Source organism: Acetobacter sicerae, from assembly GCF_011516765.1.
GTDB classification, from domain to species: Bacteria; Pseudomonadota; Alphaproteobacteria; order Acetobacterales; family Acetobacteraceae; genus Acetobacter; species Acetobacter sicerae.
Genome location: NZ_JAAABN010000004.1, coordinates 218,820 through 243,806, shown reverse-complemented (window position 1 = coordinate 243,806; position 24,987 = coordinate 218,820). Strand labels below are relative to the sequence as shown.

Genomic DNA, 24,987 nt, shown 5'->3' with positions numbered 1-24,987 from the left:
AACAGTCGGACCGCAACGGCCCGGCGCTTATCGACAGGAACCGACCATGAGTGTCACGCTCAGCCCTTCCGCATCGCCCCTGACAGCCGCCCCGACGACGGCTGCCAATTGGTCGCCGGAAAGCTGGCGGTCGTTTCCCATCAAGCAGGTGCCGACCTATCCGGACGAAGCTGTCCTGAAGGCGGTCGAGGGACGGATGAAGAGCTATCCGCCTCTCGTGTTCGCGGGGGAGGCGCGCCGTCTGCGTGAACATCTTGCGGACGCGGCTGCGGGCCGTGCGTTCGTGCTGCAGGGTGGAAACTGCGCAGAAAGCTTCTCCGAATTCTCGGCGGACTTCATCCGTGACACGTTCCGCGTGCTGCTGCAGATGGCTGTTGTTCTGACCTTCGGCGCGAAGGTGCCGGTGGTGAAGATCGGACGTATGGCGGGTCAGTACGCCAAGCCACGCTCATCCGATATGGAAACTGTTGGTGATGTTTCGCTGCCGTCCTACCGCGGTGACATCATCAACGGGCCAGCTTTCACGGCTGAAGACCGTATCCCTGATCCGACACGCATGGAGACAGCCTACTTCCAGTCGGCCAGCGTTCTGAACTTGCTGCGCGCCTTCTCTCGCGGTGGTTACGCCAACCTGCACCGGGTCAACCGCTGGAACCTCGGCTTTGTCGAGCGGTCGCCTCTGGCCGAGCGGTACCGTGCTCTGGCTGAGCGCATTGACGAGACGCTGGAATTCATGGCCGCCTGCGGCATCAATTCGACCTCTGCGCCGCAGATCGACGAGACCGAGTTCTACACGTCGCATGAAGCGCTGCTGCTTCAGTATGAGCAGGCCTTCACCCGCATCGATTCCACGTCCGGCGAGTGGTATGACTGCTCGGCGCACTTCCTGTGGATCGGGGATCGCACCCGTCAGCCGGAGGGGGCGCATGTCGAGTTCCTGCGTGGCGTCCGCAATCCGATCGGCATCAAGGTCGGCCCGACGACGCAGATCGAGGCGCTCGAGCAACTGCTTGAGATCCTCAATCCTGCGGATGAGGCCGGGCGTATCACCCTGATTTCCCGTATGGGCGCGACGAAGATTCAGGACCATCTCCCGGGTCTGGTGCAGGCGGTCAAAGGAACCGGTCGCACCGTGACGTGGATGTCCGATCCGATGCACGGCAACACCATTTCCACGGCCAGCAAGGTCAAGACGCGCTCCTTCGAGTCCATTCTGACCGAAGTGCAGGGCTTCTTCGACATCCTGACGGCGGAAGGTGTGGTGCCGGGCGGCGTGCATATGGAAATGACCGGCCAGGACGTCACCGAGTGTGTCGGTGGCGCCCATCAGCTCACGGAGAACGATCTCGGCGCACGTTATGAGACATTCTGCGATCCGCGTCTCAACGCCGAGCAGTCTCTCGAACTGGCGTTCCTGATTGCCGAGGAATTGAACTCGCGCGCCCGCACCTTGCGAAAGAGCGCTTAACCGGAACAAACCAGCGTTTATGGCGGGAGTTCATCTCCCGTCATGAGCTGCGCTCTGTCACTTTTCTGAGCTTTCCTGAGACCCGTGACCTTGTGGTCGGCGGAGGTCTATGCCCAGAATAATACAGTGCATCTGGTCCTGATGCCTAGGAAAGGGCAGCTCGTGGTCTTGAAATCGTCTTCCGCACATCCGAAAGAACCCCGCTCCAAGGTGTCTTCCGGAGTGAGTTCCTCGTTCTGCGTGACCGCGCTTGATGATGCGACGATCAGGGCTCGCACTGACAGTTATTTCAACCGCACCAAGGAAATAGTCTCCAGATTTGGCGACTGCGTGGTGACCTATGCCGTGTTTATCCGCCGGCCGGTCCTCTCGGCCACAGCGGTGGTTGAATGCTGGCTGAAAAATGTTGCGCGTGAGCGTGGCATCGAGATTCTGGTCGAGCCGGTTTTTACGGAAGGCGAGTGGGTGGGGGCGGGCGAGCCACTGCTCTATGTCACGGGCTTCTTTTCACACCTCGCGGATCTTGAGACACTGGTGCTCCAGAAGCTTGGCGCGTGCTGTGTTGCGGCGCATCGAGCCTATCAGATGGCGCTGTCCCTTCCCAAAGCACAGTTCCTTGCGATGGAAGCGCGTCATTGCGCTGGCTATGAGATGCAGGAACTGATGAGCTACGGCGCGTCCGTCGGTAGTCGTGCGGCCCAGAAGGAAGGCGCCGTCGGTTTTATCGGGGGCGCGAACGATGCAACAGCATCCTTTTTTGGTGAAACGCATGGCTTCGGAACCATGCCGCACGCCCTGATCGGTTATGCCGGTTCCACGCTTCGGGCTGCCGAGATGTTTCACGAGGTCTATCCGGATTCGGATCTGACCGTGCTGGTCGATTATTACGGGCGTGAGATCACGGATGGTCTGGCTGTCTGTCGCCACTTCGAGAAACTCGCGCACGCTGGCCGTGTGGGGCTGCGCCTTGATACGCATGGCGGACGCTTCCTTGAGGGGCTGGACCCTCAGGAGTCCTATGCTGTCTTGGACCGTTATGTCCCGGATGCGATCAGGCGTTACCGTTCTGAAGGCGAGTTGCGTAATCTGATCGGGACGGGTGTTTCGGCGGCCGCGATCTGGCGGATGCGTGAAGTGCTTGACGATGCGGGTTTCGAGAAGGTGAAGATTGTCGTGTCGTCAGGTTTCGGCGTGACGAAATGCGCCAGCATGGCGGATGCGAATGCCCCGATTGACGTGGTGGGAACGGGATCTTTTATTCCAAAACTGTGGAATGAAACCTATGCGACGGCGGACATCGTGACGTATGACGGTGTGGAAAGCGTCAAGACGGGCCGTGAATTTCTTCTGCCGTCATTCCGCAAGGCGGAAGAAAGACAGCGCAGGCGGTTGCATCCGGGTTGACCGCCTGTTTTTGGAATCTGCTGTTATATAATGAATTTATGTGAATCACAGGAGCTGTTTCGTTCATGACTGAAGCCGAAGAAAATGGTGAAGACGCGACGGTAGCGGCTCAGGAGACGGGACCGGTTGTGCGTCTTCTCGACCTTTCCGGAGGCGCTGAAGACAATATCATTGAGGACATCAAGGGATTTCTTGATGCGGAGCACGCCAATGCGTTTGCTCGGGCTTACGTGCGCGACAGTATAGAAATCTGCCGTGTGCCGGGCGCTTCTGCGCGAGACACGCTTGAAGCGTGGTTTTCGTTCGGTGAAAATGCGGAAGTGCTGGGAACAGACGATCCCTGGGTGTCTTCAGGTGAACTGAATGATTTCATCGACAGTCCGGCGACAGAAGAAGAACGTGACTGGCGTCTGCTTGATCCGCGCCGTTATGAAGCAGATGATGAGGAGTAATTCTCAAAAGGCCGCCTGAAAACATCCCTGCAAAAATGAGGGGTGAGTAGTAATAAAAGTTTTTGGAGTGTCGCCTTTTGCGAAAAGGCGACCTTCCCTGAAGGATACGTCCTTCCACTCAGCCTGGTGCGGAAAGCGGGTTGGGATGTTCCAGAATATCCAGAACAGCAGCACTGGTTTCTTCAATCGATCGTCTGGTGATGTCGATGATCGGCCAGCTGTGACGTGTGCAGAGGCGTTTCGCCCACAGCAGTTCATTTCTGACTTCTTCCGGATCGATATAGCTCGTTCGTGTCAGTGATGTCCCACCGGCATGCTGCTTGGTTGGCACCATGCTGTTCAGCCGGGTCCGACGGATTTCAAGCAGGGCATCCGGCGCAATCGTCAGGCCGATGACCGGCACGTCCAGCTCAAAGAGTTCCGGAGGAAGGGGGGTGTCAGGCACCAGAGGCACGTTGGCCGCCTTGATGCCCTTATTGGCGAGGTAAAAACATGTGGGCGTCTTGGAGGCGCGGGAGACGCCCACCAGTACGACATCGGCGTCCTTGAGTTCCCGGGTCTGCTGGCCGTCATCATGCTCGATGACGTAGTGCATGGCGTCGATACGGCGGAAGTAGTTCTCGTCCATGATATACTGACCGCCAGGTCCTCCATCGACGGCCTGTGTCCCGGTTGCGCCTTCCAGAAATGTCAGTGTGTTTTTCATGACATCAAGCAGCTGAACACCAGTCCGTTTGCAGCCGTCTTCCAGATCGTTCTGCAATCCTGCGTCGATAAGTGAGGAAAGAACCGGTCCCGGCTCGCTGGCGATGCCGGCAATCACGCGGCGCAGCTGGGTCCGGCTGCGGACTAGGTTCCAGTGGCGGAACTGGAGCTCCGCATCCGGAAAATGCGGTGCACAGGCCTTCGCCTGTGCGTCAAGGGTCTGCCCGGTGCCGCCGGAAACCAGATGAAGGCAGATGCTGCGTTTGGTCATGTTGAAAACCTGTATTTTCAGAAATGGATTTCCGTCTTCCTTCAGGAAAGCAGTCAGACCATTTCATGAGCCTTGATCCGGGTTTTGTGTCCGTATCGCACATAACAAAAACGGGGCGCCCTTTATGGGAGCGCCCCGTCGATGCTGATCTCAGATCAAGCCGTCATCCCTTATATCAGGATGAAGCTTTTTCCTTCTTCATCGCCAGAGCGGCCTGAGCCGCCGCCAGACGGGCCACCGGCACGCGGAACGGAGAGCAGGAGACATAATCCAGTCCGACGCTTTCGAAGAAAGCGATAGAGTCCGGATCGCCGCCATGTTCGCCGCATACGCCCAGCTTCAGGTTGGACTTGGTCTTACGACCGTTCTCCGCACCCATACGCACCAGAGCGCCTACGCCTTCACGGTCGATCGAGACGAACGGGTCTTTCGGCAGCAGGCCGTGATCGACGTAGTAAGGCAGGAACGAGCCGGCATCGTCACGGGACAGACCAAGCGTGGTCTGGGTCAGATCGTTGGTGCCAAACGAGAAGAAGTCCGCCACTTCCGCAATCTGGTCCGCCGTGATCGCTGCGCGGGGCAGCTCGATCATGGTGCCGATGAGGTAATCAAGCGTCGTGCCCTGCTCCTTGAAGACAGCAGCGACTTCGGCTTCTGCCGCCTTGCGGGTCACCTCGAGTTCCGTCTTCACGCCCACAAGCGGGATCATGATTTCAGGAACGATGGCCTGTCCGGTCTCTTTCGAGACGGCGATGGCGGCTTCGATGATGGCGCGAACCTGCATCGCATAGATCTCGGGGTAGGTGATGCCGAGACGGCAGCCACGGTGACCGAGCATCGGGTTGGCTTCCGAGAGGGCCGAGCGACGGGCGCGCAGGGACTCCACGGACTGACCGAGAGCTGTCGCCACTTCCTCAAGTTCTGTCTCGCCATGAGGCAGGAACTCGTGCAGCGGCGGATCGAGCAGACGGATTGTCACAGGCAGACCGCTCATGATGCGGAAGATCTGTGAGAAATCGTCACGCTGGAAAGGCAGCAGTGCGTCAATGGCTTTTTTACGCGTCGGCGGATCGTCCGACATGATCATCTGACGGACGAAACCGATACGGTCCGGACCGAAGAACATGTGCTCCGTGCGGCTCAGGCCAATGCCTTCCGCACCAAAGCGCCGTGCTGTCTCGGCATCTTCCGGTGTCTCGGCGTTGGCGCGAACCCGCAGGCGACGCACTTCATCCGCCCAGCCCATCAGCGTGCTGAAATCGCCTGAGAGAGTCGGGGGGATGGTCGCAACCTTGCCGACATAGACAGCGCCCGTGCCACCATCAAGAGTGATCCAGTCACCGCCCTTCAGCGTGACATTGCCGACCGTCATGGTCTGCGCCTTGTAGTCGACGGTGATCCCGCCAGCGCCGGCTACGCAGACACGACCCATGCCACGCGCCACGACGGCGGCGTGAGAGGTCATGCCACCACGGGTCGTCAGAACGCCACGGGCAGCGTGCATGCCATGCACGTCTTCCGGAGACGTTTCGATACGGACCAGAATGACATCCTCGCCCTTGGCGGCGCGGTCTTCGACTTCTTCAGCCGTGAAGACGATAGCACCGGCTGCGGCGCCCGGAGAGGCCGGGAGGCCACGCGAGAAGAGGTTTCTCTCGGCTTTCGGATCAAGCGTCGGGTGCAGAAGCTGGTCGAGCGAGCCGGGGGGAACGCGCTGGATGGCTTCTTCCTGCGTGATCAGGCCTTCTTGCGCCATGTCGATGGCGATCTTGAGGGCTGCGGCCGCCGTACGCTTACCGGACCGGGTCTGGAGCATGTAGAGCACGTTGCTCTGCACCGTGAACTCAATGTCCTGCATATCGCGGTAGTGCTTCTCAAGGATGTCACGCACACGCATGAGCTCCTTGTAGGCTTCCGGCAGAACCTTCTCCATTGGAGACTGATCGGCTGTCGCGCGTGCGGCTGACATGGGCTGCGGCGTGCGGATGCCCGCGACGACGTCTTCGCCCTGCGCGTTGACCAGATACTCGCCGTAGAAGATGTTTTCGCCTGTGGACGGATCGCGGGTGAAGCACACGCCGGTCGCACAGTCATCACCCATGTTGCCGAAGACCATCGCCTGCACGTTGACGGCGGTGCCCCAGCTTGCGGGAATGTCATGCAGCTTGCGGTAGGTGTGGGCGCGCGGGTTCATCCATGAACCGAAGACGGCGCTGATCGCGCCCCAGAGCTGCTCCTGCGGCTCGTTCGGGAACGGCTTGCCGGTCTCTTTCAGAACCACATCCTTGTAGTCCTTGACGATCTCGCGCCAGTCGGCGGCCTTGATGGCCGTGTCGTCGGTGACGCCCAGACCGTGCTTGGCCTGCTCCAGCAGGTCCTCGAAACGGTGGTGCGGCACGCCCATCACGACGGAACCATACATCTGGATGAAGCGGCGATAGCTGTCCCAGGCGAAGCGCTCGTCCTTGGAGGACGCCGCAAGACCTTCGACCGTCTCGTCATTCAGACCGAGATTGAGAACGGTGTCCATCATGCCCGGCATGGAGACGCGGGCGCCCGAGCGGACCGAGACCAGCAGCGGTGCAGTGGCGTCGCCAAAGACCAGACCAACCGATTTCTCAATGCGATGAAGGGCCGCCGCGACCTGCTCTGCAAGGTCAGCCGGGTAGGCATTACCGTTATCGTAGTATGCCGAGCACACTTCGGTCGTAATGGTAAAACCGGGAGGCACTGGCAGTCCGATGGAAGCCATCTCCGCCAGGTTGGCGCCTTTGCCACCAAGCAGATTGCGCATTCCGGCGCTGCCTTCATTAAGGCCGCCACCGAAGCTGTAAACCCATTTCGTCATGACCAACGCTCTCCGAGCGCGGTGATTCCGGCCATCTGTTCCTTCCCGGGAAAATCAGGCCTGAATACAGTCCGCGGGGAATTTATAGTTATTATTAAGTGCTCCGTTCCCGGGCGACAGCATCATGCCAGCTTGCAGCGGTTTCGGCAATTCGCTTTACAACGAATATTGCGGACGGACAGAGTCTGTTACAGAAATAAGGCAGAGTTTTTTAAACTTCCGGTAATCCGGCCAGTTCCCGCCACCCTTTTTCATCGACTGTATCAATACCCAGTTCCTGCGCTTTCCGGGCTTTGGAGCCTGCTTCCGCACCAAGCACGACAAGGTCGGTCTTTTTTGAAACGCTGTCGGTCACTTTCGCACCCAGACGTTCCGCCGTCGCTTTGGCTTCCGGACGTGTCATGGTGACAAGGGATCCCGTGAAAACAATGACTTTTCCGGATAACGCGCCGCCTGCCTCAACACTTTCTTCTTCCACGGTCACGTAGGTCAGAAGATCGTCCAGCGTCGTCTGGTTATGGGGTTCCGCAAAGAAGCTGACGATCTCGTCGGCGATGGCCGTGCCGATCCCCGTGATTTCTCCCAGTTCCTGCCGTTCCTCGGAGCCGATGAGGCGTGCGGCCTGCATCCGTTCGCGCAGATGCGTGAATGATCCGTAATGTCGGGCCAGAAGTTTGGCGTTGTTTTCTCCGACACGTCGGATGCCCAGCGCATAGATGAAACGGGGCAGGGAGATGGTCCGCCGAGTCTCGATGGCCTGACTCAGCTTGCGTGCCGAGGTCGCGCCCCAGCCTTCCCGTTTCGCAATCTCGGCCTCATGCGAGGCAAGGCGGAAAATGTCGCCGGGCGCTTTCACCATGCCGATTTCATGAAACTCGGTGATGCTTTTTTCGCCCAGACCATCAATGTCAAAGGCCATGCGCGAGACGAAGTGGATCAGACGCTCGACGACCTGAGCCGGACAGGTGAGACCGCCGGTGCAGCGGATGACAGCTTCACCCGGAACACGCTCCACACTCGCGCCACAGGCCGGACAGTGATCCGGCATGGTGAACGGCGCATGTCGCTCGTGGTTTTCCTCGGCGACAACCGCGACGATCTGGGGAATGACATCGCCCGCACGCTGGATCTGCACCAGATCGCCGACGCGGACATCCTTGCGTTCGATCTCGTCCTGATTATGCAGCGTGGCGCGTGAGACGATTACTCCACCGACATTGACGGGCTCAAGATGCGCCACGGGCGTCAGCGCACCCGTGCGTCCGACCTGCACCTCGATGGCCAGAAGCCGGGTGACGGCCTGCTCGGCGGGGAACTTCCATGCCGTCGCCCAGCGCGGCGCGCGTCCAGCGAAACCGAGACGCTCCTGAAGCGCCAGATCGTCAATCTTGTAGACCACGCCGTCGATATCATACGGCAGCGCGCTCCGTTCCTGAGCGATCCTGTCGAAAAATGGCTCCGCTTCCGCGATCCCTTCCAGTCGTGTGGAGAGCGGATTGACGGTGAAGCCCCATGCCCGAAGCTGGTCGAGATAGGCGGAATGCGTTGCCGCAACCGGATGGGATGAAAACCCCATGGCGTAAGCGAATAGGGAAAGCGGGCGACGGGCCGTCACCTTCGGGTCGAGCTGTCGCAGGGAACCCGCTGCGGCGTTGCGCGGGTTGGCGAACAGCTTGTCTCCGGCAGCGTCCTGCGCGGCATTGATGGCGAGGAATTCCTTCTTGCCCAGAAAGACTTCTCCACGGATCTCGATCAGATCGGGCGCTTCACCCTTCAGACGGAGGGGAATGGTTTTCAGTGTCTTCAGATTGGCGGTGACGTCTTCGCCTTCCGTGCCGTCGCCGCGCGTGGTGCCGCGTGCGAACCGTCCGTTTTCATAGGTCAGGCTGATGGAAACACCGTCGATCTTGGGTTCGCCGACAAAGGCGAGGGCGGCTGCCTGCGCTTCGTCAAGTCCGAGAAACCGCACGGCGCGCTTCACGAAGTCCTCGAAATCGACCCGGTCGAACACGTTGTCCAGCGACAACATCGGCGCGAGATGCCGGTGCTTCCTGAAGGCGCTGCTTGGTGCCGCTCCCACCTGAAAACGGGGGCTGTCCATGCGCATCAGTGTGGGAAAGCGAAGCTCAATCTCTTCATTGCGACGGCGCAGGGCATCGAATTCCGCATCCGGGACTTCCGGCGCATCCTTGGCGTGATAGGCCTCGTTCAGGCGGACGATCAGAACCGCCAGACGTTCCAGTTCCTGTTCCGCCTGTGCGGCGTCAAGCTGCTCGACAGGGATATGCGCCGTGTCCATCACCGCTTCTCCAGTAGGCTTTCCGCAGCGGCGCGCGCGGCATCGGTTATGACGTCACCCGCCAGCATCCGGGCGATTTCCTCGCGTCTTTCCACGTCCGGAAGAGGGGCGGCGCTGGTCTGGGTCTGTCCGTTCCGCACCAGCTTGCCAATCCGCAGGTGATGATCGGCCGCCGCCGCAACCTGCGGCGAGTGCGTGACGGTCAGGATCTGCATGTCCCGCGCCAGTCGGTGCAGCCGCTCGCCAATGGCTGCCGCCGTCGCGCCGCCAACACCCGAATCGATTTCGTCAAACACCAGTGTACCGATGGAAGACCGGCCAGCCAGCACCAGACGGATGGCCAGCATCAGCCGGGACAGTTCACCGCCGGACGCGACCTTGCCCAGTGGACCGGGCGGCTGCCCGGGATTGGCGGCGAGCAGGAAGGTCGCCTGTTCCAGTCCGTGAGCGCTCCACTGTTCTTCGGGGAGAGACGTGAGTTCCGCTACAAAACGGGCGCGCTCAAGCTTCAGAGGCTTGAGTTCGCCCATGACAGCGGTCTCGATTTTGCGCGCTGCCTTGACGCGGTGGGCGGACAGATCCTCGGCAGCGGCAATAAACGCTGCTTTTGCCGCTGCTGCTGCGGCTTCCAGTTCGACAAGGCGCGCCGTGCCCGTCTCAAGGGCGTTGAGTCGTTCCGTCAGTCGTTTCAACAGGTCTGGCAGGTCGGAGACTGACGTTTCAAACTTGCGGGCCGCCGCACGAAGAGCGAACAGGCGTTCCTCCACCTGCTCCAGCAGACGGGGATCGGCGTCCTGATCGGCGGCCAGTCGTGTCAACATGCTTTCCGCTTCGGAAAGAGCGACTTCAGCGGCGTCGAGCGCCTTGAGGGCTTCCTGCGCGCCAGCCTGCTGCTGCTCAAACTCCGCATCCGGCTCATCAGTTTCCCGACCCGGCGCGGGCAGGAGTCTGTGCAGGGCGCGGCTGGCGGCGCGGAGAGCGGCGGCTGGTCCGGAGTTGCGTCGGTCCCGAGGAGTCAGTTCCGCAAGCGCCGCTGCGACGGCTTCACTGCGGCGTTCATTACGCTGGAGCGCCTGACGCTGGGCGGCCAGTTCATTTTCTTCATCAGGTTGTGGGGCGAGGGAGGACAACTCATCAATCGTGTGTCGTAGCCACTCTTCCTCGCGTGCGGCGGTCGCGATTTCCCTCTGCGCCACTTCCAGGGTTTCCCGTGCTTCACGCCACGCTTTGTGGCTGGTGGCTACCTTGCGTCGCGTGGCGGCGGGAACGCCGAATGCATCGAGCAGATCACGGTGCGTCGTGGGATCGGCCAGTCCCATCTGTTCATGCTGGCCCTGAATTTCCACCAGCATTCCGGCCACGCGGCGCAGCAGACCGATGCCGATTGGCTGATCATTGACCCATGCCCGTGATCGACCGTCCAGGGTCAGTATACGGCGTAGAATCAGGGATTCGTCGCTCTCGGCGGGAACGCCCTGTTCCGAGAGAATGTTGCGCACGGGATGGTCCGCAGGCACTTCGAAGCTGGCTGTGACACGCGCTTCACGGGCGCCGGACCTGATGAGGCGTGCATTGGCGCGCTCTCCAAGGGCCAGTCCAAGACTGTCTAGCAGAATGGATTTTCCCGCACCGGTTTCACCTGTGAGTGCTGTAAGGCCGGGATGAAAAGACAGATCCAGCGCTTCGATGAGAACGACGTCGCGTATGGAAAGAAAGTTCAGCATAACGAAAGTCCGCTCCGACCTGTCTCCGCACGGAAGCTGGCAACGTAACGGAGTCTGAGGGAGGAAATACGTGAATGTATGCCTGCCTGCCAGTCGGTGAAGGCCCGCATTTCAATGACAGGCACTGTTCACCTCAGCATGTCTGCACGCGGGGCTCAGCGGGCTGAACCGCGTGCTCCTCTTTCGGACGCGGGAACACCCGTCCGGGCAAGGTTGCTCGTCAGTTCAGAACCGTTGCCGCCGTCGTTGAGCTGGCTTGCCGATACGGGCGCGACAGGAGCTTTGGACAGGGAAGGCGGAGCGTCTGCCCGTCCTTCGCCATGTCCGGCGGACTGGGCGGGACTCTGTGTCGGCGGAGCGGGTGCTGTGACCAGTTTGCCCGGAGCCGGGGTCTTGCTGGACAGGAGGTGATAGCTCTTCAGGTCGCTATAGGCGTACCGATACCATCTGCTGTCAGGGTAATTGTAAGCGAGCACGCCGCCTGTCCGCCGCGCCTCATCCGTCAGTCCAAGATCGAGATAAACTTCGATAAGGCGTTCAAGGGCTTCCGGCACATGGTTGGTTGTCTGGAAGTCCTGCACAACGCGCTGGTACCGTCCGAGCGCTGCCTGATAGGCGCGCTGTTCCTGATAATAGCGGCCCACAAGCATTTCCTTGCCTGCGAGATGATCGCGGCAGAGGTCGATCTTCAACTGGGCGTCACGCGCGTATTTCGTCTGCGGGAAACGGGCGATGACGTCCTGCAGGCGTGACATCGCCTCCGCAGTCATCTGCTGGTCGCGGGCAACGTCTCCGATCTGCTCATAATAGCAGAGCGCCAGAAGATAGAAGGCATAGGCGGCGTCGGAGCTGGTCGGATGCAGTTCGATAAAGCGGTCGAGCTGCTGGGCGGCTTCCGGATATTTGTTCTGGAGGTAATAGGCATAGCCCGCCATCAGCTGTGAATTGGCGGTGTAGCCGGAATAGGGGTAGTTCTGCTGGAGCGTTTCGAACTGCTTTGTTGCAGACAGATAACGCTGGGTGCGCAGGGCGTCGATGCCGTTATTATAGAGCTCATCCGCCGAGGAAATTGTGGGAGCGGGTTTCTCGGCTGGCGACGTCTTGAACATCGAGCAACCAGCCAGAAGAAAAAATGTCCCGTAGGCTGCCGCTGAAACCAGTCGCGACGTCACTCTGGGGGGGATGCGCGAGGTTGTCTGCGGCACGTATCAACTCACTGTCTGCGTGTATAATGACTGGCCGGTTATAGCACGGAATACAGCGACGGAAAGGTGTTCAGTCCGTTCTGTGCACGACATTGTTTATTCTGTTGTTTACCTGCACGGACAGGCAACTTTTCAGGCCGCCTGCAGGGCTGCTGAAGCCTGCTTTCCCGTGCCCTTGACCTCGCGCCAGGCGGTGCTGTCGGCGAACAGCGCGCACAGCAACTGATTGTTGAGATGGTGGCCGGATTTATAACCCGTGAAGCTGCCTCGGATATGCGCACCGGCCAGGAAAAGATCTCCCACGGCGTCCAGCATTTTGTGACGGACGAATTCGTCCTTCGCGCGCAGGCCGGTCGGGTTCAGGACTTTTTCCTCATCGACAACGACGGCGTTGTCCAGAGAACCGCCAAGCGCCAGTCCCGCCGCCTGAAGGGCTGCGATTTCACGGTGGTTGGTAAAGGTGCGGGAGAAGGCCAGTTCCCTGCGGAACGAGGTTTCCGTGAATTTCAGGTCAAGTGTCTGACGACCGATGGCGGATGCCGGGAAGTCGATTGTCATTGAGAGAGGCATATCCGTTGCCGATGAAGGACGCAGTTCGGTGAAGGCGTCTCCATCTTCTACACGAATGGTTTTCAGGATCTCGATTTCGCACCGCGACGCCTCAAGCGGTGTCCGTCCGGCGCAATCAATCAGAAACAGAAAGTCTGCCGAAGAACCATCCAGCACCGGCACTTCCGGGCCATTCAGAAAGATGTAAGCGTTATGGATTCCCTTGCCGGAGAGAGCCGACATCAGATGCTCGATGGTGGCGACGCGGTTCCGCTTGTCAGACAGGTCTCCGATGACCGTGCTCAGTCTTGTGTCCACAACATGGTCATAAAGAGCAGGAATGGCTGTTGCGCCGGGAATATCCGTTCGCTGGAAGATAATTCCCGTGTCAGCCGGAGCCGGTTCCATCCGAAGAGTAATTTTGCGCCCTGTATGCAGGCCAGTGCCAACACATTTTATGGGAGAACGAAGGGTATTCTGGCGCACTGCTACGACCGCTTTTGATAGTTTGGAATAAATGCTGAAAGCCTCTGTGGCTGATGAAAAAACCTCATCATCCCTCTCGAGCAGCGCGACGGGGTCGGGACTGAAGCTTTCCATTGACATATCTCTCGGTCTGACTGGGGTTCTTGGAACCTGTATTTTGAAGCTTACAATACGCGGGAGGCATAATGGTTCCAGTCAATGTTTATTGCGTCGTATTACCGGGAGAAAAAAAGATCTTCACCACGCAGGCTCGGTTCATTTCATGAGTGAAAAACAGTGTCGCAGGACAAAAGAAAACCGGGGCTTTGCTGGCCCCGGTTTCTGAACACTCAGAGTCTTGGGAAGGCTTGATCAGGAAGGACGGCGCATGAAGGCCGGAATATCCAGACCGCCATCATCGCTCTGTGAGGGGCGCACGGTTGGGCCTTCCTGCGGCTGTTCGTTGCGCTGAGCGGGCGTAACCTGTGGCGCCGGTTCCTGTTTCGTCTCACGAGGCTCCGCCGCAGGACGACGCAGCACACCGGTCATGAGGCCGAACAGGCTGCTACGTGCAGGAGCAGGCTCCGGAGCACGCGGAGCCGGGGCTGGGCGCGTATTGCTGGTGAACAGTCCGTCTCTTGGGGAAGCAGCACGCGGCGTTGCAGTGGAAGGCGCTGTCTGTCCCGGAGCAGGCTGCTGATGGAAATTGGGCGTCTGGCGCTGCGGCTGACCGGCGGCCACGCCATTCGGATGACCAGCAGGCGGAGCGTTGCGGGCTGCCTGCATACCGCCACCGAACATTGGCGGCTGGCCTCCTGCCTGCTGCGTATTCTGGGCAACGTGCGCAGCAGCGGCAGCCTGTTCTTCCTGCTGCTGTTGTGCCGCGGCCTGTTCTTCGGCTTCCTGCTGCGTCTTGGAGGACGGCATATCGATGCCTGTGGCCACGACGGAAACACGGATCTTGCCGTCCAGATCGGGGTCGATAGCGGAACCGAAGATGATGTTGGCGTCTTCGGCCACTTCCTCGCGGATGCGGTTCGCTGCCTGATCGACCTCGAACAGCGTCAGGTCATCACCACCGGTGATGTTGATCAGCAGTCCGCGTGCGCCAGCCATGGAGGTGTCTTCGAGCAGCGGGTTCGAAATCGCGGCTTCGGCAGCCAGACGGGCACGGTCTTCGCCTTCGGCCTCGCCGGTTCCCATCATGGCTTTACCCATCTCCGCCATGACAGTGCGGATATCGGCAAAGTCGAGGTTCACGAGACCCGGAGCCACCATCAGATCGGTCACGCCACGCACGCCCATATAAAGGACGTTGTCAGCCATCTTGAACGCATCCTTGTAGGTGGTGCGTTCGTTCGCCATCCGGAAAAGATTCTGGTTGGGAATGACAATCAGCGTATCAACATACTGCTGAAGCTCGGTAATGCCCTCTTCCGCCGCTTTCGCACGGCGCGGGCCTTCGAAGCTGAACGGTTTTGTCACCACACCGACTGTCAGAATGCCGCGCTCGCGCGCCATCCGCGCTACGATCGGCGCAGCGCCTGTGCCTGTGCCGCCGCCCATGCCCGCCGTCACGAAGACCATGTGCGAGCCTTCAAGGTGGCGGGAAAGCTCGTCCGCTGCTTCTTCCGCCGCTGCCCGTCCGATTTCTGGTTTTGCGCCTGCGCCCAGTCCCTGCGTCAGATGCGGGCCAAGCTGGATACGACGATCCGCGCGGCTGCTGGAGAGCTGCTGGGCATCCGTGTTGGCCACCACGAATTCCACGCCCTTCAGATCGGCGAGAATCATGTTGTCCACGGCGTTCGTACCACCACCCCCCACACCGATAACCGTGATTTTCGGCGAGAAATCTGCATGGTGCTGCGGGGGAACGGTGAGGTTCAGAGTCATTTACACTTCCTTGGACGAGACCGGCGCTGCTGAGCCGCCATACTACATCGCGCGACTCGGTGGGTGAATCGAAATTTATCCAACACTATAAACATATCGATAACAGCATGTCAGACGCGATCCCGGATGAAAGAGACCAGACGGTTTAAAAAACCTGTCGGACGTTCTTCGCTGAACTCGATATCGCCGAATGGACGCTCTGCGGACGCCGCCCATGTGAGCAGACCCACGGTGGTGGAGAAGCTTGCTGTCGTGCAGGCGTCGGGCAGACCGATGACGTTGTGCGGACGACCGAGCCGGACATGACGGTTCAGAATCCGGGCCGCGACGGACCCGACGCCATCCAGCAGGGAACCGCCGCCGGACAGGATGACGCGCCCGCCAGCAAGGTGTCCCAGACCGGCATTGTCGAGACGATCCCGGACCAGTTCGAAGGTTTCCTCGATTCTGGGACGGATGATATCACCCAGCGCTGCCCGGGGAATGGCCTCGAACATCGGCATGTCCGCGCCCTGCCGCTCGATGCGGATGGTGACGCCGTCATTATCGGCTGAAAGATCGGCATGGCCATGCATCGTCTTGAGACGCTCGGCATTATCCGTGGATGTTCCCAGACCGCGGGCGATATCGCGGGTGACGTGCTCTCCACCGATCCCGATCTGGGCGGTGTGCAGCAGCTGACCTTCCGCAAAAACTGCAAGAGACGTAGTGCCGCCACCCATCTCGATCACGGTGGTGCCAACCATGCGCTGGTCCGCGTTCGTGACCGCCAGACCGGCAGCCAGAGGAGCGGACACCAGAGCGTCGAGCTTCAGTTCCGCACGCCCCAGCAGCGCATCCAGAGTCCGTAGCGCCGTCGATGAGGCGTCGATCACATGCAGGCGGGCGCGGAGTTGCTCGCACAGATGCCCGCGTGGGTCGGTCACGCCATCCGTCTCATCAACCGCAAAGTCCAGCGGCAGCGTGTGGATGACGGCGCGCCCCTCCGACTGCGCCTTCATCCGGCCTTCCGTGACAATTCGACGAATATCGTTGTCCGTGATTTCACGACCGCCGATCGGCCAGTGAACATTGAACAGGAGGCTTTCCGGATGGCCACAGGACAGGTTGACCACAACCTTGTCGAGTGAACGCTCGGCCTCGCGCTCGGCATTGCCGACCACGTGCCGGATAATCGCTTCCGCTGCTTTCAGGTCGACAATCGCGCCGTTTTTGACGCCATTGGAGCGGAGCCAGCCATGGCCCAGCACCCGCAGCTTGCCGTTGGGTTCGCCCTTGCCGATCAGGCAGGTGATCTTGGTCGAGCCAATATCCAGAACGCCGACAAGCCCGCTGCGCCATGCCCGCTGCTCCGGCTTGCCTTCAGCGAGGTTGAGCAGGCTGCCGGACGAGTCCTGCGTATCTCCGTGGTCATGCCCACGGGTGCGCGACGCCTTGCCGGAAAGCAGGGATTTGGAGGAGTGTCCGGAAACGATCAGATCGTTCATGCTGGAAGAGCTCCCCCGTTATTGTGGGCATGTTCGTTATCATCGTGGAAGGATGAGGGGCGTCTGTCGCCCTCGTCCGTGTGTTTCGGCTTTTTCACAGGCGCGGCCCTGGGAACGGGCGTCTCATCGTGGGTGATGGGGGCCTGCGGCTGTCCATTGGGTTTCCCCATATGGTTTTGATCTTCCGGCACAGCGGCGTCGCCCGTAACCGGGGCAGGAGCCGGACGTTCGCGGATGGTCAGACGGTCTGGCAGACGAAGGTCAATGATTTCAACCGGGCGATCCAGCAGGTCAAACCGTTTCTGAAGTTCTTCAAGTCGAGTCAGCGCCTGAGGTTCCGCCGCTTCCGGCAGATAGACCGAGGTTCCGTCTTTCAGCGTCAGCGTCCAGCGCCGCATGTTGATCAGTGTAGCGGCTGTCATGTGCGCTTTCACGTCCGGCGTTTTCGCCAGAGCATCCAGAAGCTCCGCCGCCGCATGATCAGCCCCTTCTCCGACAACAAGCGGCAGTTGCATGAACGCCTGCGCGTCCCTGCTGGTCATGCCCTTGTCCGGAACCGGATTGCCGTCCCGGTCAATGGGCACGAACTGGCCCTTGTGCTGCCAGATGGCGAAAGGAGGGCGCTCCGTGAGATGCACCACGATCAGTCCGGAAAAGCGCCGTCCCACCGTCGCATTCTCGACGAAGGGAAGGTCATTCAGTCGTTCCCGTGCCGCCTTGACGTCGAAGCCCAGCATCGGATCACCGACCGAAATCCCGAGCGCTTCATGGATGGCGTTCTGACTGGTGAGATTCGCCCCCTCGACCCGGATGTTCGTCACCTTGAGCGGGATTTCCGCCTCGATCTTCGCCTTGAGCGGGCCAACAAGTCCCTGCGTGCCGTGCATGGACAGAAATGCCCACGCGCCTGCGCCCAGCACCCCCGTTATGGCCAGAAACTTCAGCTTCCCCTTGTGGCGGCGGAGAAACAGGGCGATCGCCGACGGTCGGTCCGCCTTGTTCGTGTGGCGGAAACGATCGCCGCTCCCTGCTTCGCGGCGTTCCGGAGAAGGCGAAGACGGTCGTTTCATCGGCGTGTGGCGTCCGCCCGGCGAAGGGCGTCCTGCACCAGAAGGTCACAGAGCTCCGAATAGGAAGTGCCGCAATACGCCGCCTGTTCCGGCAGCAGCGATGTCGGCGTCATGCCGGGCTGGGTGTTGACCTCCAGCAGCACGATCTTGCCGTGCCCATCGGCGGACGTGTCGTCATAACGGAAGTCCGAGCGGGACGCTCCGGAGCAGCCGAGCGCCTTGTGCGCCGCGACTGCGAGTTCGCAGGCGCGGGCGAAATCGTCCGGATGGATCTCCGCAGGCAGCGTGTGACGGCTGCCACCCGCGCCGTATTTCGCGGCATAGTCATAAAAATCATGCCCGGACCCGGCGTTGGGCGTGATGTCCGTCACGGTCAGGGCGCGAGGACCGTCCGGGCCGTCATCAAGGACACCGACCGTGATCTCACGACCGGGAATATACTGCTCTACCAGCGCTACGGGGCCATAACGCCATTCCTCGACAACCTGCGCCCGCTGGTTGGTGTTGCGCACGATGGAAACACCGACCGATGATCCTTCGTCGAGCGGCTTCACCACGTAGGGCAGGGGGAGGGGATCTTTCTCAGCCAGTTCGCTGATGGCGACCACACGCCCTTCGGCAACGGGAAGCCCTGCCGTCATGAAAATCTGCCGCGACGCTTCCTTGTCCATGGCGTTGGCCGAAGCCCGGAGACCGGAATGTGTGTAGGGCAGACCGAGCCATTCCAGCACACCCTGAATCGCGCCATCCTCACCAAAGCGGCCATGCAGCGCATTGAACACGGCAACGGGTTTCTGCTCCGTCAGACCGGCAACAACTGCCGCCAGATCACGGGTCACATCCAGCCCCTGCGCGTCGTAGCCTGCTTCTTTCAGGGCCGCGACCACACCTTTGCCGGATGACAGGCTCACCTCGCGCTCCGCTGAAGCGCCCCCCATCAGAACCGTAATCCGCCCCTTGTTCTGCTGTGGCGCGCTCATGCCGCGTCTCCCTTCGTCTCAGGGGCTTTCAGCCCGATGCGCTTGATTTCCCACTGGAGATTGACGCCGGATTTCTCCAGAACCCGCTTGCGGACTTCGTCACCCAGCGCTTCCAGATCCGCCGCCGTCGCGTCGCCGGTGTTGAGCATGAAGTTGCAGTGCTTCTCGCTGATCTGCGCACCACCGATGGTCAGGCCACGGCAACCAGCCCTGTCGACAAGCTGCCATGCCTTCTTGTCGCTGACATCCGGAGACGGATTGCGGAACGTGGAGCCGCCGGTCCGCGCCCGCACCGGTTGCGAGCCTTCTCGGGCAGCGCGTATTTCCGCGATGCGGCTGGAGACGACGCTCTGTTCCGCCGGCTCGCCGCGCAGACGCGCCCGCACCACGACAGCGCCGTCCGGCAGCGCGGAACGACGATAGCCGAACCGCAGCGCGGAGGCTTCAAGATGCAGCAGCGTGCCGTCGCGGGAGACAATCTCGGCCCAGTCAAGCACGGCCGCCATGTCAGACCCGTAAGCGCCTGCATTCATGCGGACCGCACCGCCAATGGAACCGGGGATTCCCGCGAGAAACTCCAGACCGCCAAGACCCTTGCTGGCGGACGTCTCGGCCACCGTCGCATCAAGCGCCGCACCGCCCACGATCAGACCGTTTCCGTCAACTTCGATGCCCGCAAAAGCGCCGCCCAGCCGGATCACCAGACCGGGGATGCCGCCGTCACGGATGATGACGTTTGAGCAGGCCCCAAGCGTCGTCACCGGGATTTCCGGAGAAAGGCGCTGCATGGCTGTGACAAGGTCGTCAGTGTCGGCTGGCTGGAACAGACACTCAGCCGGACCGCCAACGCGAAACCAGCTTCGTGCGCCCAGAGGCTGGTTGACGGACACACGTCCCCGCACATCGCCAAGCGAAGCCGCGATGGTGTCGCCGGCCGTCAGGGGCGAAAAAGCGGGGGTATCGGTCATGCTGCGCCTTTCTGCTTCGCCTGAAGCGCCAGAAGCTCACCCGGCAGCGCGTGCGCCCAGTTGGTGATGGTGCCCGCACCAAGGCAGACGACGTAATCGCCCGGCTTGGCCATGGCGTTGATCATTTCCGCCAGGTGCGCCGGATCGGTCAGCGGCACGACCGAGCGGTGGCCGCGCTCACGTAGACCCTCGACCAGCCTGTCACGGCTGAAGCCTTCGATCGGTTCCTCACCGGCAGCGTAAACGTCGGACACAATGACCGTGTCAGCATCGTTCATGCAGGTGCAGAAATCGTTGAACAGCATCTGCATACGGGAATAACGGTGCGGCTGCATGACGGCGATGACCTGCCGCGCACCGGCCTGCCGGGCGGCCTTCAGAACGGCGGCGATCTCGACCGGATGATGCCCGTAATCGTCGATCACGGTGATGCCGTTCGCTTCGCCGCAGCGGGTGAAGCGACGCTTCACACCACGGAAAGAGGCGAGACCTGAACGGATGGTGGCGTCGTCGATGTCCATCTCGGTGGCGACGGCGATAGCGGCCAGAGCGTTCTGCACGTTGTGGTTGCCCAGCATCGGCAGACGGAACGGACCGGCCTTGCGGGTGCGGCGACGGGTGCGATCAGTAATCTGCACTTCAAAAGTCGCACCGAGCTTGTCGGTGATGACCTTCTCGGCCCGCACGTCGGCCTGCGGCGAGAAGCCGTAGGTAACGACGCGATGATCTGAAAGACGCGGGATCATCTGCTGCACGGCCGGGTGGTCGATGCAGAGAACGGCGAAGCCGTAGAACGGGACATTGGAGACGAACTGGTCATAGCCCGCTTCCATCGCTTCCGCCGTGCCCCAGTGATCGAGATGCTCCGGGTCCATGTTGGTCACAACGGAAATCACGGAGGGCAGACGCAGGAAGGAGCCGTCACTCTCGTCGGCTTCCACCACCATCCACTCGCCCTTGCCCATGCGGGTGTTGGTGCCGTAGGCCTCGATGATGCCGCCGTTGATGACGGTCGGATCAAGCTTGGACGCTTCCAGAACGGCGGCGATCAGGCTGGTCGTGGTCGTCTTGCCGTGCGTGCCGCCGACAGCGACGGACCAGCGCAGGCGCATCAGTTCGGCGAGCATTTCCGCACGACGCACGACCGGAATCAGGCGTGAACGGGCGGCGACCACTTCCGGATTGTCGCGCTTGACGGCTGTGGAAATCACCACGACCTGCGCCTGTCCGAGATTGGCGGCGTCATGGCCGATGGTGACCGAAATGCCGAGAGCCCGGAGGCGCTGGACGTTCGCGCCATCGTTCATGTCCGAACCCTGGACGACATAGCCGAGCATGTGGAGCACTTCGGCGATGCCCGACATGCCGATGCCGCCGATACCGACGAAATGAATGGTACCGATTGTCAGCGGCAGGGCTCTCATGGCTTGGACTCCACGGTCGTGGCAGCGTGTCCCGGAGATGGATGGGAAGACGCAGGGGAAGGGGGAAGGGGCGAGGAATAGCGTCCACCTGACCCGTGATGCAAGGTCGTCTCGACCAGATCAGCCAGACGTTCCGCCGCATCCGGACGGCCCAGCTTTGCGGCGGCGGAAGCGGCGGCGGTGAGAATGCCCGTGTCGGTCAGCATCATGGTCAGCAGAGGCGTCAGGGCATCCACCGTGAAGGTGGGCTGGCGGAAAACCCAGGCGGCTCCGACGCCTTCAAGAGCCTGGGCGTTGGCGGTCTGCTCGTCACTTGCGGCGACTGGCAGTGGCACGAGAATGGAGGGACGTCCCGCCACCTCCAGTTCCGCGACCGACGAGCCACCGGCGCGACCGATCACCAGATGGGCCTGCTGCATGAGTTCGGCCACGTTCGGGAAGAAGGGAGCCAGTGTGGCGGCGATGCCAAAGGATTCGTAGGCTGTGCGTACCCGTTCGAGATCCTCGGCGCGAACCTGCTGCGTGATCTGCAACCGTTCCCGAATGGCGAGCGGAAGCGCCGCCAGAGCGCCGGGAACGATGTCGGAAAAGACGCGCGCCCCCAGCGAGCCACCCCAGATGAGCAGGCGGATGAGATCGCCGGGCGGTGTGTAGCCTTCACCTGCAAGAGCCGCGATGGCGGGGCGCACGGGCATGCCGGTCAGCGCGACATGGGCGCCGGCGGGCAGACCGTGGACCTCGTTGAAAGATGTGCCGATCCCGTCCGCGAACCGGGCGAGAAAGGCGTTGGCCTTGCCCAGAACGGCGTTACCTTCATGCAGGATGATCTTCGGACGTACCGATCCCGGAAGCAGGCGCGCACCGAGCAGGGGCGGGACGGAAGGGTAACCGCCAAACCCGACGACGGCAGCGGGGTGCAGCTTGGCCATGATGCTACGGGCTTCATTCGCACCGCGCAGGAGGGCAAGACCTCCCTTGAGCGCCCGGACCGGACCGCGTCCTGCGACTCCCGCGCCCGGCAGAATGAACTGATCTGCCGTGGCGAAGACGCCGGAGGTGCGTTTGCCTGCACGCGCATCGGTCATCAGGGCGACGCGGTAGCCGCGCCCGACCAGCACATCGGCAAGCGCCTCGGCGGGGAAGAAATGACCGCCGGTGCCGCCTGCCGCAATCACGACGGGACCGGTGGAGGAAATGTTCGCCTGCGTAGTCATGTCGCTGTTTTCCATGTGCCCCGGGTGGTTTCCGTCAGTGAGCGGCTGAGCCTGCTCTGCCCCACACGCTGCCGCGTCAGTGCGAGCACCATGCCGATGGCCAGCGAGATCGAAAGCGCGGAAGAGCCGCCATAGGAAATGAACGGCAGCGTCATGCCCTTGGTCGGAATGAGATGCAGGGTGGAAGCCATGTTGACGAAGGCCTGCAACCCGAACCCGGTGACAAGGCCCGCCGTCGCCATGATGAGAAACGGATCATCTTCCCGCAGCAGTCTCAGAAGCGCGCGGATGACGATGGTCGCGAACACGGCGATGATAAACAGGCAGATCAGCAGGCCGTATTCCTCGCCCGCCACGGCGAACACGAAGTCGGCGTGAGCGTCGGGCAGCAGATCCTTCACCCGGCCTTCACCCGGTCCACGTCCGAGCAGGCCACCATTGCCGAAGGCGCGGAGGGCGGTGTCGATCTGGTAGTGGTCGCCCACATCCGGATGCAGGAAGCGCTCCACGCGGGAATGAACGTGCGGGAACAGGAAGAAGGCCGCGATGCCGGCCGCGATCATGATGCCGACACCGCCCGCAACCAGAATCAGGTTCAGTCCGTCCACGAAAAGCTGGGCCAGAAAAACGGCTGAGACAACGGTGAGCATTCCGATATCCGGCTGGGATTTCAGCAGGATCAGAATGACCGCATAACCTGCCAGAGCCAGCAGCATCCCCGGAAAACGTCGGACTTCATGTCGTTTGGCGAGCAGCCACGCCGTCATTACGGCGAAGCACGGCTTGAGAAATTCGGATGGCTGCACGGACATCATCGGGAGAGCGATCCAGCGTCGCGCGCCCTTGATCTCGATGCCATGCACCAGCGTCATCGCCGTCGCCGCAATGGCGATCGCGCTGCCGATAAAGCCAAGCCGGATCACGCCTTTGCGGGAGAGCATCGACACCGCGATGGTCATGCATCCGGCAAGCGTGAGGAAGAAAACCTGCTTGAAGATGAACATGTTGCGCGATGCGCCGATACGCACGGCCACGGCAGGGCTGGCGGCGAGCATCAGGATATAGCCGAAACCGATCAGGATCCCCACGCAGGCCAGCGTCACATGATCGACGCTGCGCCACCAGCGCCCGAGCGCCGAGTTGTCGATGCGGGAAAACCGGGCCATCAGCCGTGATCCTTCAGCGCGTGCACCAGTTCGGCAAAGCGCAGGCCGCGCGCCTCGAACCCTGGAAACTGGTCAAAACTGGCGCAGGCCGGGGAGAGAAGCACCACCTCGGCGCCTTCCGTTTCGGCGGCCTGACGGGCGGCGGGAACGGCATGTTCCAGATCGCCCACAATCTCGTAAGGCACCTTGTGCGCGGCCAGCGTTTCCGCCAGCATCGGCGCATCCTTACCAATCAGAAAGGCTTTAGCGATCCGCGGGAAATACGGAACGAGGTCAGAGATGCCACCCGCCTTGGCCACGCCCCCCGCAATCCAGACGATCCTGCCGTAGCAGCCAAGCGCACGGGAAGCGGCGTCGGCGTTGGTCGCCTTGCTGTCATCGACATAGGCCACGCCGTTGATATCCGCGACATGCTTCTGACGGTGCGCCAGTCCGGCGAAATCTCCGATCCCGCTGGCCAGACTGTTGGATGCAACGCCCAGTCGCAGCGCCATGGCGAGCGCCGCGCAGGCGTTCTCGGCGTTGTGCGTGCCGGGCAATGTCGCGCCGGGACGGGCGATGACCATGCCGTGGCTGACGACAACTCCGTCATGCAGATGAAAATCGGCCGTCTCTTCATCCTGTCCCGAAATGGTCTCGACGGGGATGTCCCGCGCCTTCAGGCTGGCGGCGATGTCCCGGCACCATGTGTCGCCATTCCCGATGACAGCCAGATCGGAACCGGTCATCCGGTCGAAGATATGCGCCTTGGCGGCGGCATAGCCCGCCATGTCGCCGTGCCGGTCGAGATGGTCCGGCGTCAGGTTCAGCAGGCAGGCCGTATCGAAATGCAGGGTCGCCAGCCGTTCCAGCATGTAGGACGACATTTCCAGCACATACACGCCATTGTCCGGCAGGAGCGGCAGGGACAGCGATGCGGGACCAAGATTGCCTCCCTCGGCAACCGGCCATCCGGCATGATGCAGCAGGTGAGCCAGCAGGGCGGTGGTGGTGGACTTGCCGTTCGTGCCGGTTATGCCGGCGAACCGGGCCTTCGATCCACTCTTGCGAACGGCCTGAAACAGCAGATCGGCGTCGGAGAGGATTGGCACACCGGCCGCTTTCGCCATGGCCGCGACCGGATGCACGGTCGGCAGGATATGCGGGATGCCCGGCGACATGACCAGCGCATCAAATCCGTCCAGACTCTCGAACGGTGCGACGGTGAGTTCGCCGGATGAAGACTTCCATCCCTCAAGAGCCTTCCGTCCGGCCTCGCCATCATCCCATGCCTGCACGGCAGCGCCCATGTTCACCAGCGCCTTTGCGGCGGGCGTGCCATTGCGGCCCAGCCCGAGCACCGCAAAATGGTGGCTAGCGAACAGATCGGCAGGGAATGAGGTTTTGGCGGACAAG

General features: G+C 61.4%; 18 protein-coding genes. 3 read left to right on the top strand and 15 right to left on the bottom strand.

Translation table 11 applies throughout. From position 1 onward, the window contains the following. Window positions 1–46: 46 nt before the first annotated feature. From GVI59_RS06640 to GVI59_RS06630, 3 genes are all read left to right on the top strand, one after another. Window positions 47–1,468, top strand: a complete 1,422-nt coding sequence (locus GVI59_RS06640; protein WP_173573506.1) for a class II 3-deoxy-7-phosphoheptulonate synthase — start codon at window positions 47–49, stop codon at window positions 1,466–1,468. A 141-nt stretch (window positions 1,469–1,609) separates the two neighbouring features. Then, complete coding sequence (locus tag GVI59_RS06635; RefSeq protein ID WP_194299055.1) at window positions 1,610–2,872, top strand: nicotinate phosphoribosyltransferase; 1,263 nt, start codon at window positions 1,610–1,612, stop codon at window positions 2,870–2,872. A gap of 65 nt (window positions 2,873–2,937) precedes the next feature. Then, window positions 2,938–3,324: a hypothetical protein gene (locus GVI59_RS06630; RefSeq protein ID WP_173573505.1), complete on the top strand. Its 387-nt coding sequence runs from the start codon at window positions 2,938–2,940 to the stop codon at window positions 3,322–3,324. 118 nt (window positions 3,325–3,442) lie between these two features. Here GVI59_RS06630 and GVI59_RS06625 read toward each other — a convergent pair whose 3' ends face one another. From GVI59_RS06625 to murD, 15 genes are all read right to left on the bottom strand, one after another. Further along, a complete protein-coding gene (locus GVI59_RS06625; RefSeq protein WP_173573504.1) occupies window positions 3,443–4,300 on the bottom strand; it encodes a pyruvate, water dikinase regulatory protein in 858 nt (285 codons plus the stop codon). Window positions 4,301–4,475: 175 nt separating this feature from the next. Then, complete coding sequence (gene ppdK, locus GVI59_RS06620; protein ID WP_173573503.1) at window positions 4,476–7,148, bottom strand: pyruvate, phosphate dikinase; 2,673 nt, start codon at window positions 7,146–7,148, stop codon at window positions 4,476–4,478. Between the two features lie 211 nt (window positions 7,149–7,359). Next, on the bottom strand, window positions 7,360–9,447 hold the full coding sequence (gene ligA / locus GVI59_RS06615; RefSeq protein ID WP_173573502.1) for an NAD-dependent DNA ligase LigA: 2,088 nt from the start codon (window positions 9,445–9,447) through the stop codon (window positions 7,360–7,362). Continuing rightward, window positions 9,447–11,171, bottom strand: a complete 1,725-nt coding sequence (gene recN / locus GVI59_RS06610; RefSeq protein ID WP_173573501.1) for a DNA repair protein RecN — start codon at window positions 11,169–11,171, stop codon at window positions 9,447–9,449. The genes ligA and recN overlap by 1 nt, the downstream gene beginning before the upstream one ends. A gap of 155 nt (window positions 11,172–11,326) precedes the next feature. Then, window positions 11,327–12,376, bottom strand: a complete 1,050-nt coding sequence (locus tag GVI59_RS06605) for an outer membrane protein assembly factor BamD (protein WP_408736607.1) — start codon at window positions 12,374–12,376, stop codon at window positions 11,327–11,329. 132 nt (window positions 12,377–12,508) lie between these two features. Further along, window positions 12,509–13,525, bottom strand: a complete 1,017-nt coding sequence (gene lpxC, locus GVI59_RS06600) for a UDP-3-O-acyl-N-acetylglucosamine deacetylase (protein ID WP_173573500.1) — start codon at window positions 13,523–13,525, stop codon at window positions 12,509–12,511. Window positions 13,526–13,762: 237 nt separating this feature from the next. Beyond that, entirely contained in the window at window positions 13,763–15,283 is a 1,521-nt protein-coding gene (ftsZ, locus tag GVI59_RS06595) for a cell division protein FtsZ (protein ID WP_173573499.1), read from the bottom strand. A gap of 110 nt (window positions 15,284–15,393) precedes the next feature. Next, entirely contained in the window at window positions 15,394–16,770 is a 1,377-nt protein-coding gene (gene ftsA / locus GVI59_RS06590) for a cell division protein FtsA (RefSeq protein ID WP_173573498.1), read from the bottom strand. Next, on the bottom strand, window positions 16,767–17,840 hold the full coding sequence (locus GVI59_RS06585; RefSeq protein ID WP_173573497.1) for a cell division protein FtsQ/DivIB: 1,074 nt from the start codon (window positions 17,838–17,840) through the stop codon (window positions 16,767–16,769). The genes ftsA and GVI59_RS06585 overlap by 4 nt, the downstream gene beginning before the upstream one ends. Further along, window positions 17,837–18,820 carry a D-alanine--D-alanine ligase gene (locus tag GVI59_RS06580; protein WP_173573496.1) on the bottom strand — a complete coding sequence of 328 codons (984 nt, stop codon included), beginning with the start codon at window positions 18,818–18,820 and terminating at the stop codon, window positions 17,837–17,839. Before GVI59_RS06580 ends, GVI59_RS06585 begins: the two co-directional genes overlap by 4 nt. Further along, the gene (gene murB / locus GVI59_RS06575; RefSeq protein WP_242012978.1) at window positions 18,817–19,788 is read right to left on the bottom strand and encodes a UDP-N-acetylmuramate dehydrogenase; all 972 of its coding nucleotides are present in this window, start codon (window positions 19,786–19,788) and stop codon (window positions 18,817–18,819) included. The genes GVI59_RS06580 and murB overlap by 4 nt, the downstream gene beginning before the upstream one ends. Further along, a complete protein-coding gene (murC, locus tag GVI59_RS06570; RefSeq protein WP_173573495.1) occupies window positions 19,785–21,212 on the bottom strand; it encodes a UDP-N-acetylmuramate--L-alanine ligase in 1,428 nt (475 codons plus the stop codon). Before murC ends, murB begins: the two co-directional genes overlap by 4 nt. Then, window positions 21,209–22,441: an undecaprenyldiphospho-muramoylpentapeptide beta-N-acetylglucosaminyltransferase gene (murG, locus tag GVI59_RS06565; RefSeq protein ID WP_173573494.1), complete on the bottom strand. Its 1,233-nt coding sequence runs from the start codon at window positions 22,439–22,441 to the stop codon at window positions 21,209–21,211. The genes murC and murG overlap by 4 nt, the downstream gene beginning before the upstream one ends. Continuing rightward, on the bottom strand, window positions 22,423–23,592 hold the full coding sequence (locus GVI59_RS06560; RefSeq protein WP_173573493.1) for an FtsW/RodA/SpoVE family cell cycle protein: 1,170 nt from the start codon (window positions 23,590–23,592) through the stop codon (window positions 22,423–22,425). Before GVI59_RS06560 ends, murG begins: the two co-directional genes overlap by 19 nt. Further along, window positions 23,592–24,986, bottom strand: a complete 1,395-nt coding sequence (murD, locus tag GVI59_RS06555) for a UDP-N-acetylmuramoyl-L-alanine--D-glutamate ligase (protein WP_173573492.1) — start codon at window positions 24,984–24,986, stop codon at window positions 23,592–23,594. Before murD ends, GVI59_RS06560 begins: the two co-directional genes overlap by 1 nt. Window position 24,987 lies beyond the last annotated feature (1 nt).

What these genes read in the sequence shown, in the direction of transcription:
- GVI59_RS06640 (WP_173573506.1), top strand. Translation starts at nt 47, where the DNA reads ATGAGTGTCACGCTCAGCCCTTCCGCATCGCCCCTGACAGCCGCCCCG.
- GVI59_RS06635 (WP_194299055.1), top strand. Translation starts at nt 1,610, where the DNA reads ATGCCTAGGAAAGGGCAGCTCGTGGTCTTGAAATCGTCTTCCGCACAT.
- GVI59_RS06630 (WP_173573505.1), top strand. Translation starts at nt 2,938, where the DNA reads ATGACTGAAGCCGAAGAAAATGGTGAAGACGCGACGGTAGCGGCTCAG.
- GVI59_RS06625 (WP_173573504.1), bottom strand. Translation starts at nt 4,300, where the DNA reads ATGACCAAACGCAGCATCTGCCTTCATCTGGTTTCCGGCGGCACCGGG.
- ppdK (WP_173573503.1), bottom strand. Translation starts at nt 7,148, where the DNA reads ATGACGAAATGGGTTTACAGCTTCGGTGGCGGCCTTAATGAAGGCAGC.
- ligA (WP_173573502.1), bottom strand. Translation starts at nt 9,447, where the DNA reads ATGGACACGGCGCATATCCCTGTCGAGCAGCTTGACGCCGCACAGGCG.
- recN (WP_173573501.1), bottom strand. Translation starts at nt 11,171, where the DNA reads ATGCTGAACTTTCTTTCCATACGCGACGTCGTTCTCATCGAAGCGCTG.
- lpxC (WP_173573500.1), bottom strand. Translation starts at nt 13,525, where the DNA reads ATGGAAAGCTTCAGTCCCGACCCCGTCGCGCTGCTCGAGAGGGATGAT.
- ftsZ (WP_173573499.1), bottom strand. Translation starts at nt 15,283, where the DNA reads ATGACTCTGAACCTCACCGTTCCCCCGCAGCACCATGCAGATTTCTCG.
- ftsA (WP_173573498.1), bottom strand. Translation starts at nt 16,770, where the DNA reads ATGAACGATCTGATCGTTTCCGGACACTCCTCCAAATCCCTGCTTTCC.
- GVI59_RS06585 (WP_173573497.1), bottom strand. Translation starts at nt 17,840, where the DNA reads ATGAAACGACCGTCTTCGCCTTCTCCGGAACGCCGCGAAGCAGGGAGC.
- GVI59_RS06580 (WP_173573496.1), bottom strand. Translation starts at nt 18,820, where the DNA reads ATGAGCGCGCCACAGCAGAACAAGGGGCGGATTACGGTTCTGATGGGG.
- murB (WP_242012978.1), bottom strand. Translation starts at nt 19,788, where the DNA reads ATGACCGATACCCCCGCTTTTTCGCCCCTGACGGCCGGCGACACCATC.
- murC (WP_173573495.1), bottom strand. Translation starts at nt 21,212, where the DNA reads ATGAGAGCCCTGCCGCTGACAATCGGTACCATTCATTTCGTCGGTATC.
- murG (WP_173573494.1), bottom strand. Translation starts at nt 22,441, where the DNA reads ATGGAAAACAGCGACATGACTACGCAGGCGAACATTTCCTCCACCGGT.
- GVI59_RS06560 (WP_173573493.1), bottom strand. Translation starts at nt 23,592, where the DNA reads ATGGCCCGGTTTTCCCGCATCGACAACTCGGCGCTCGGGCGCTGGTGG.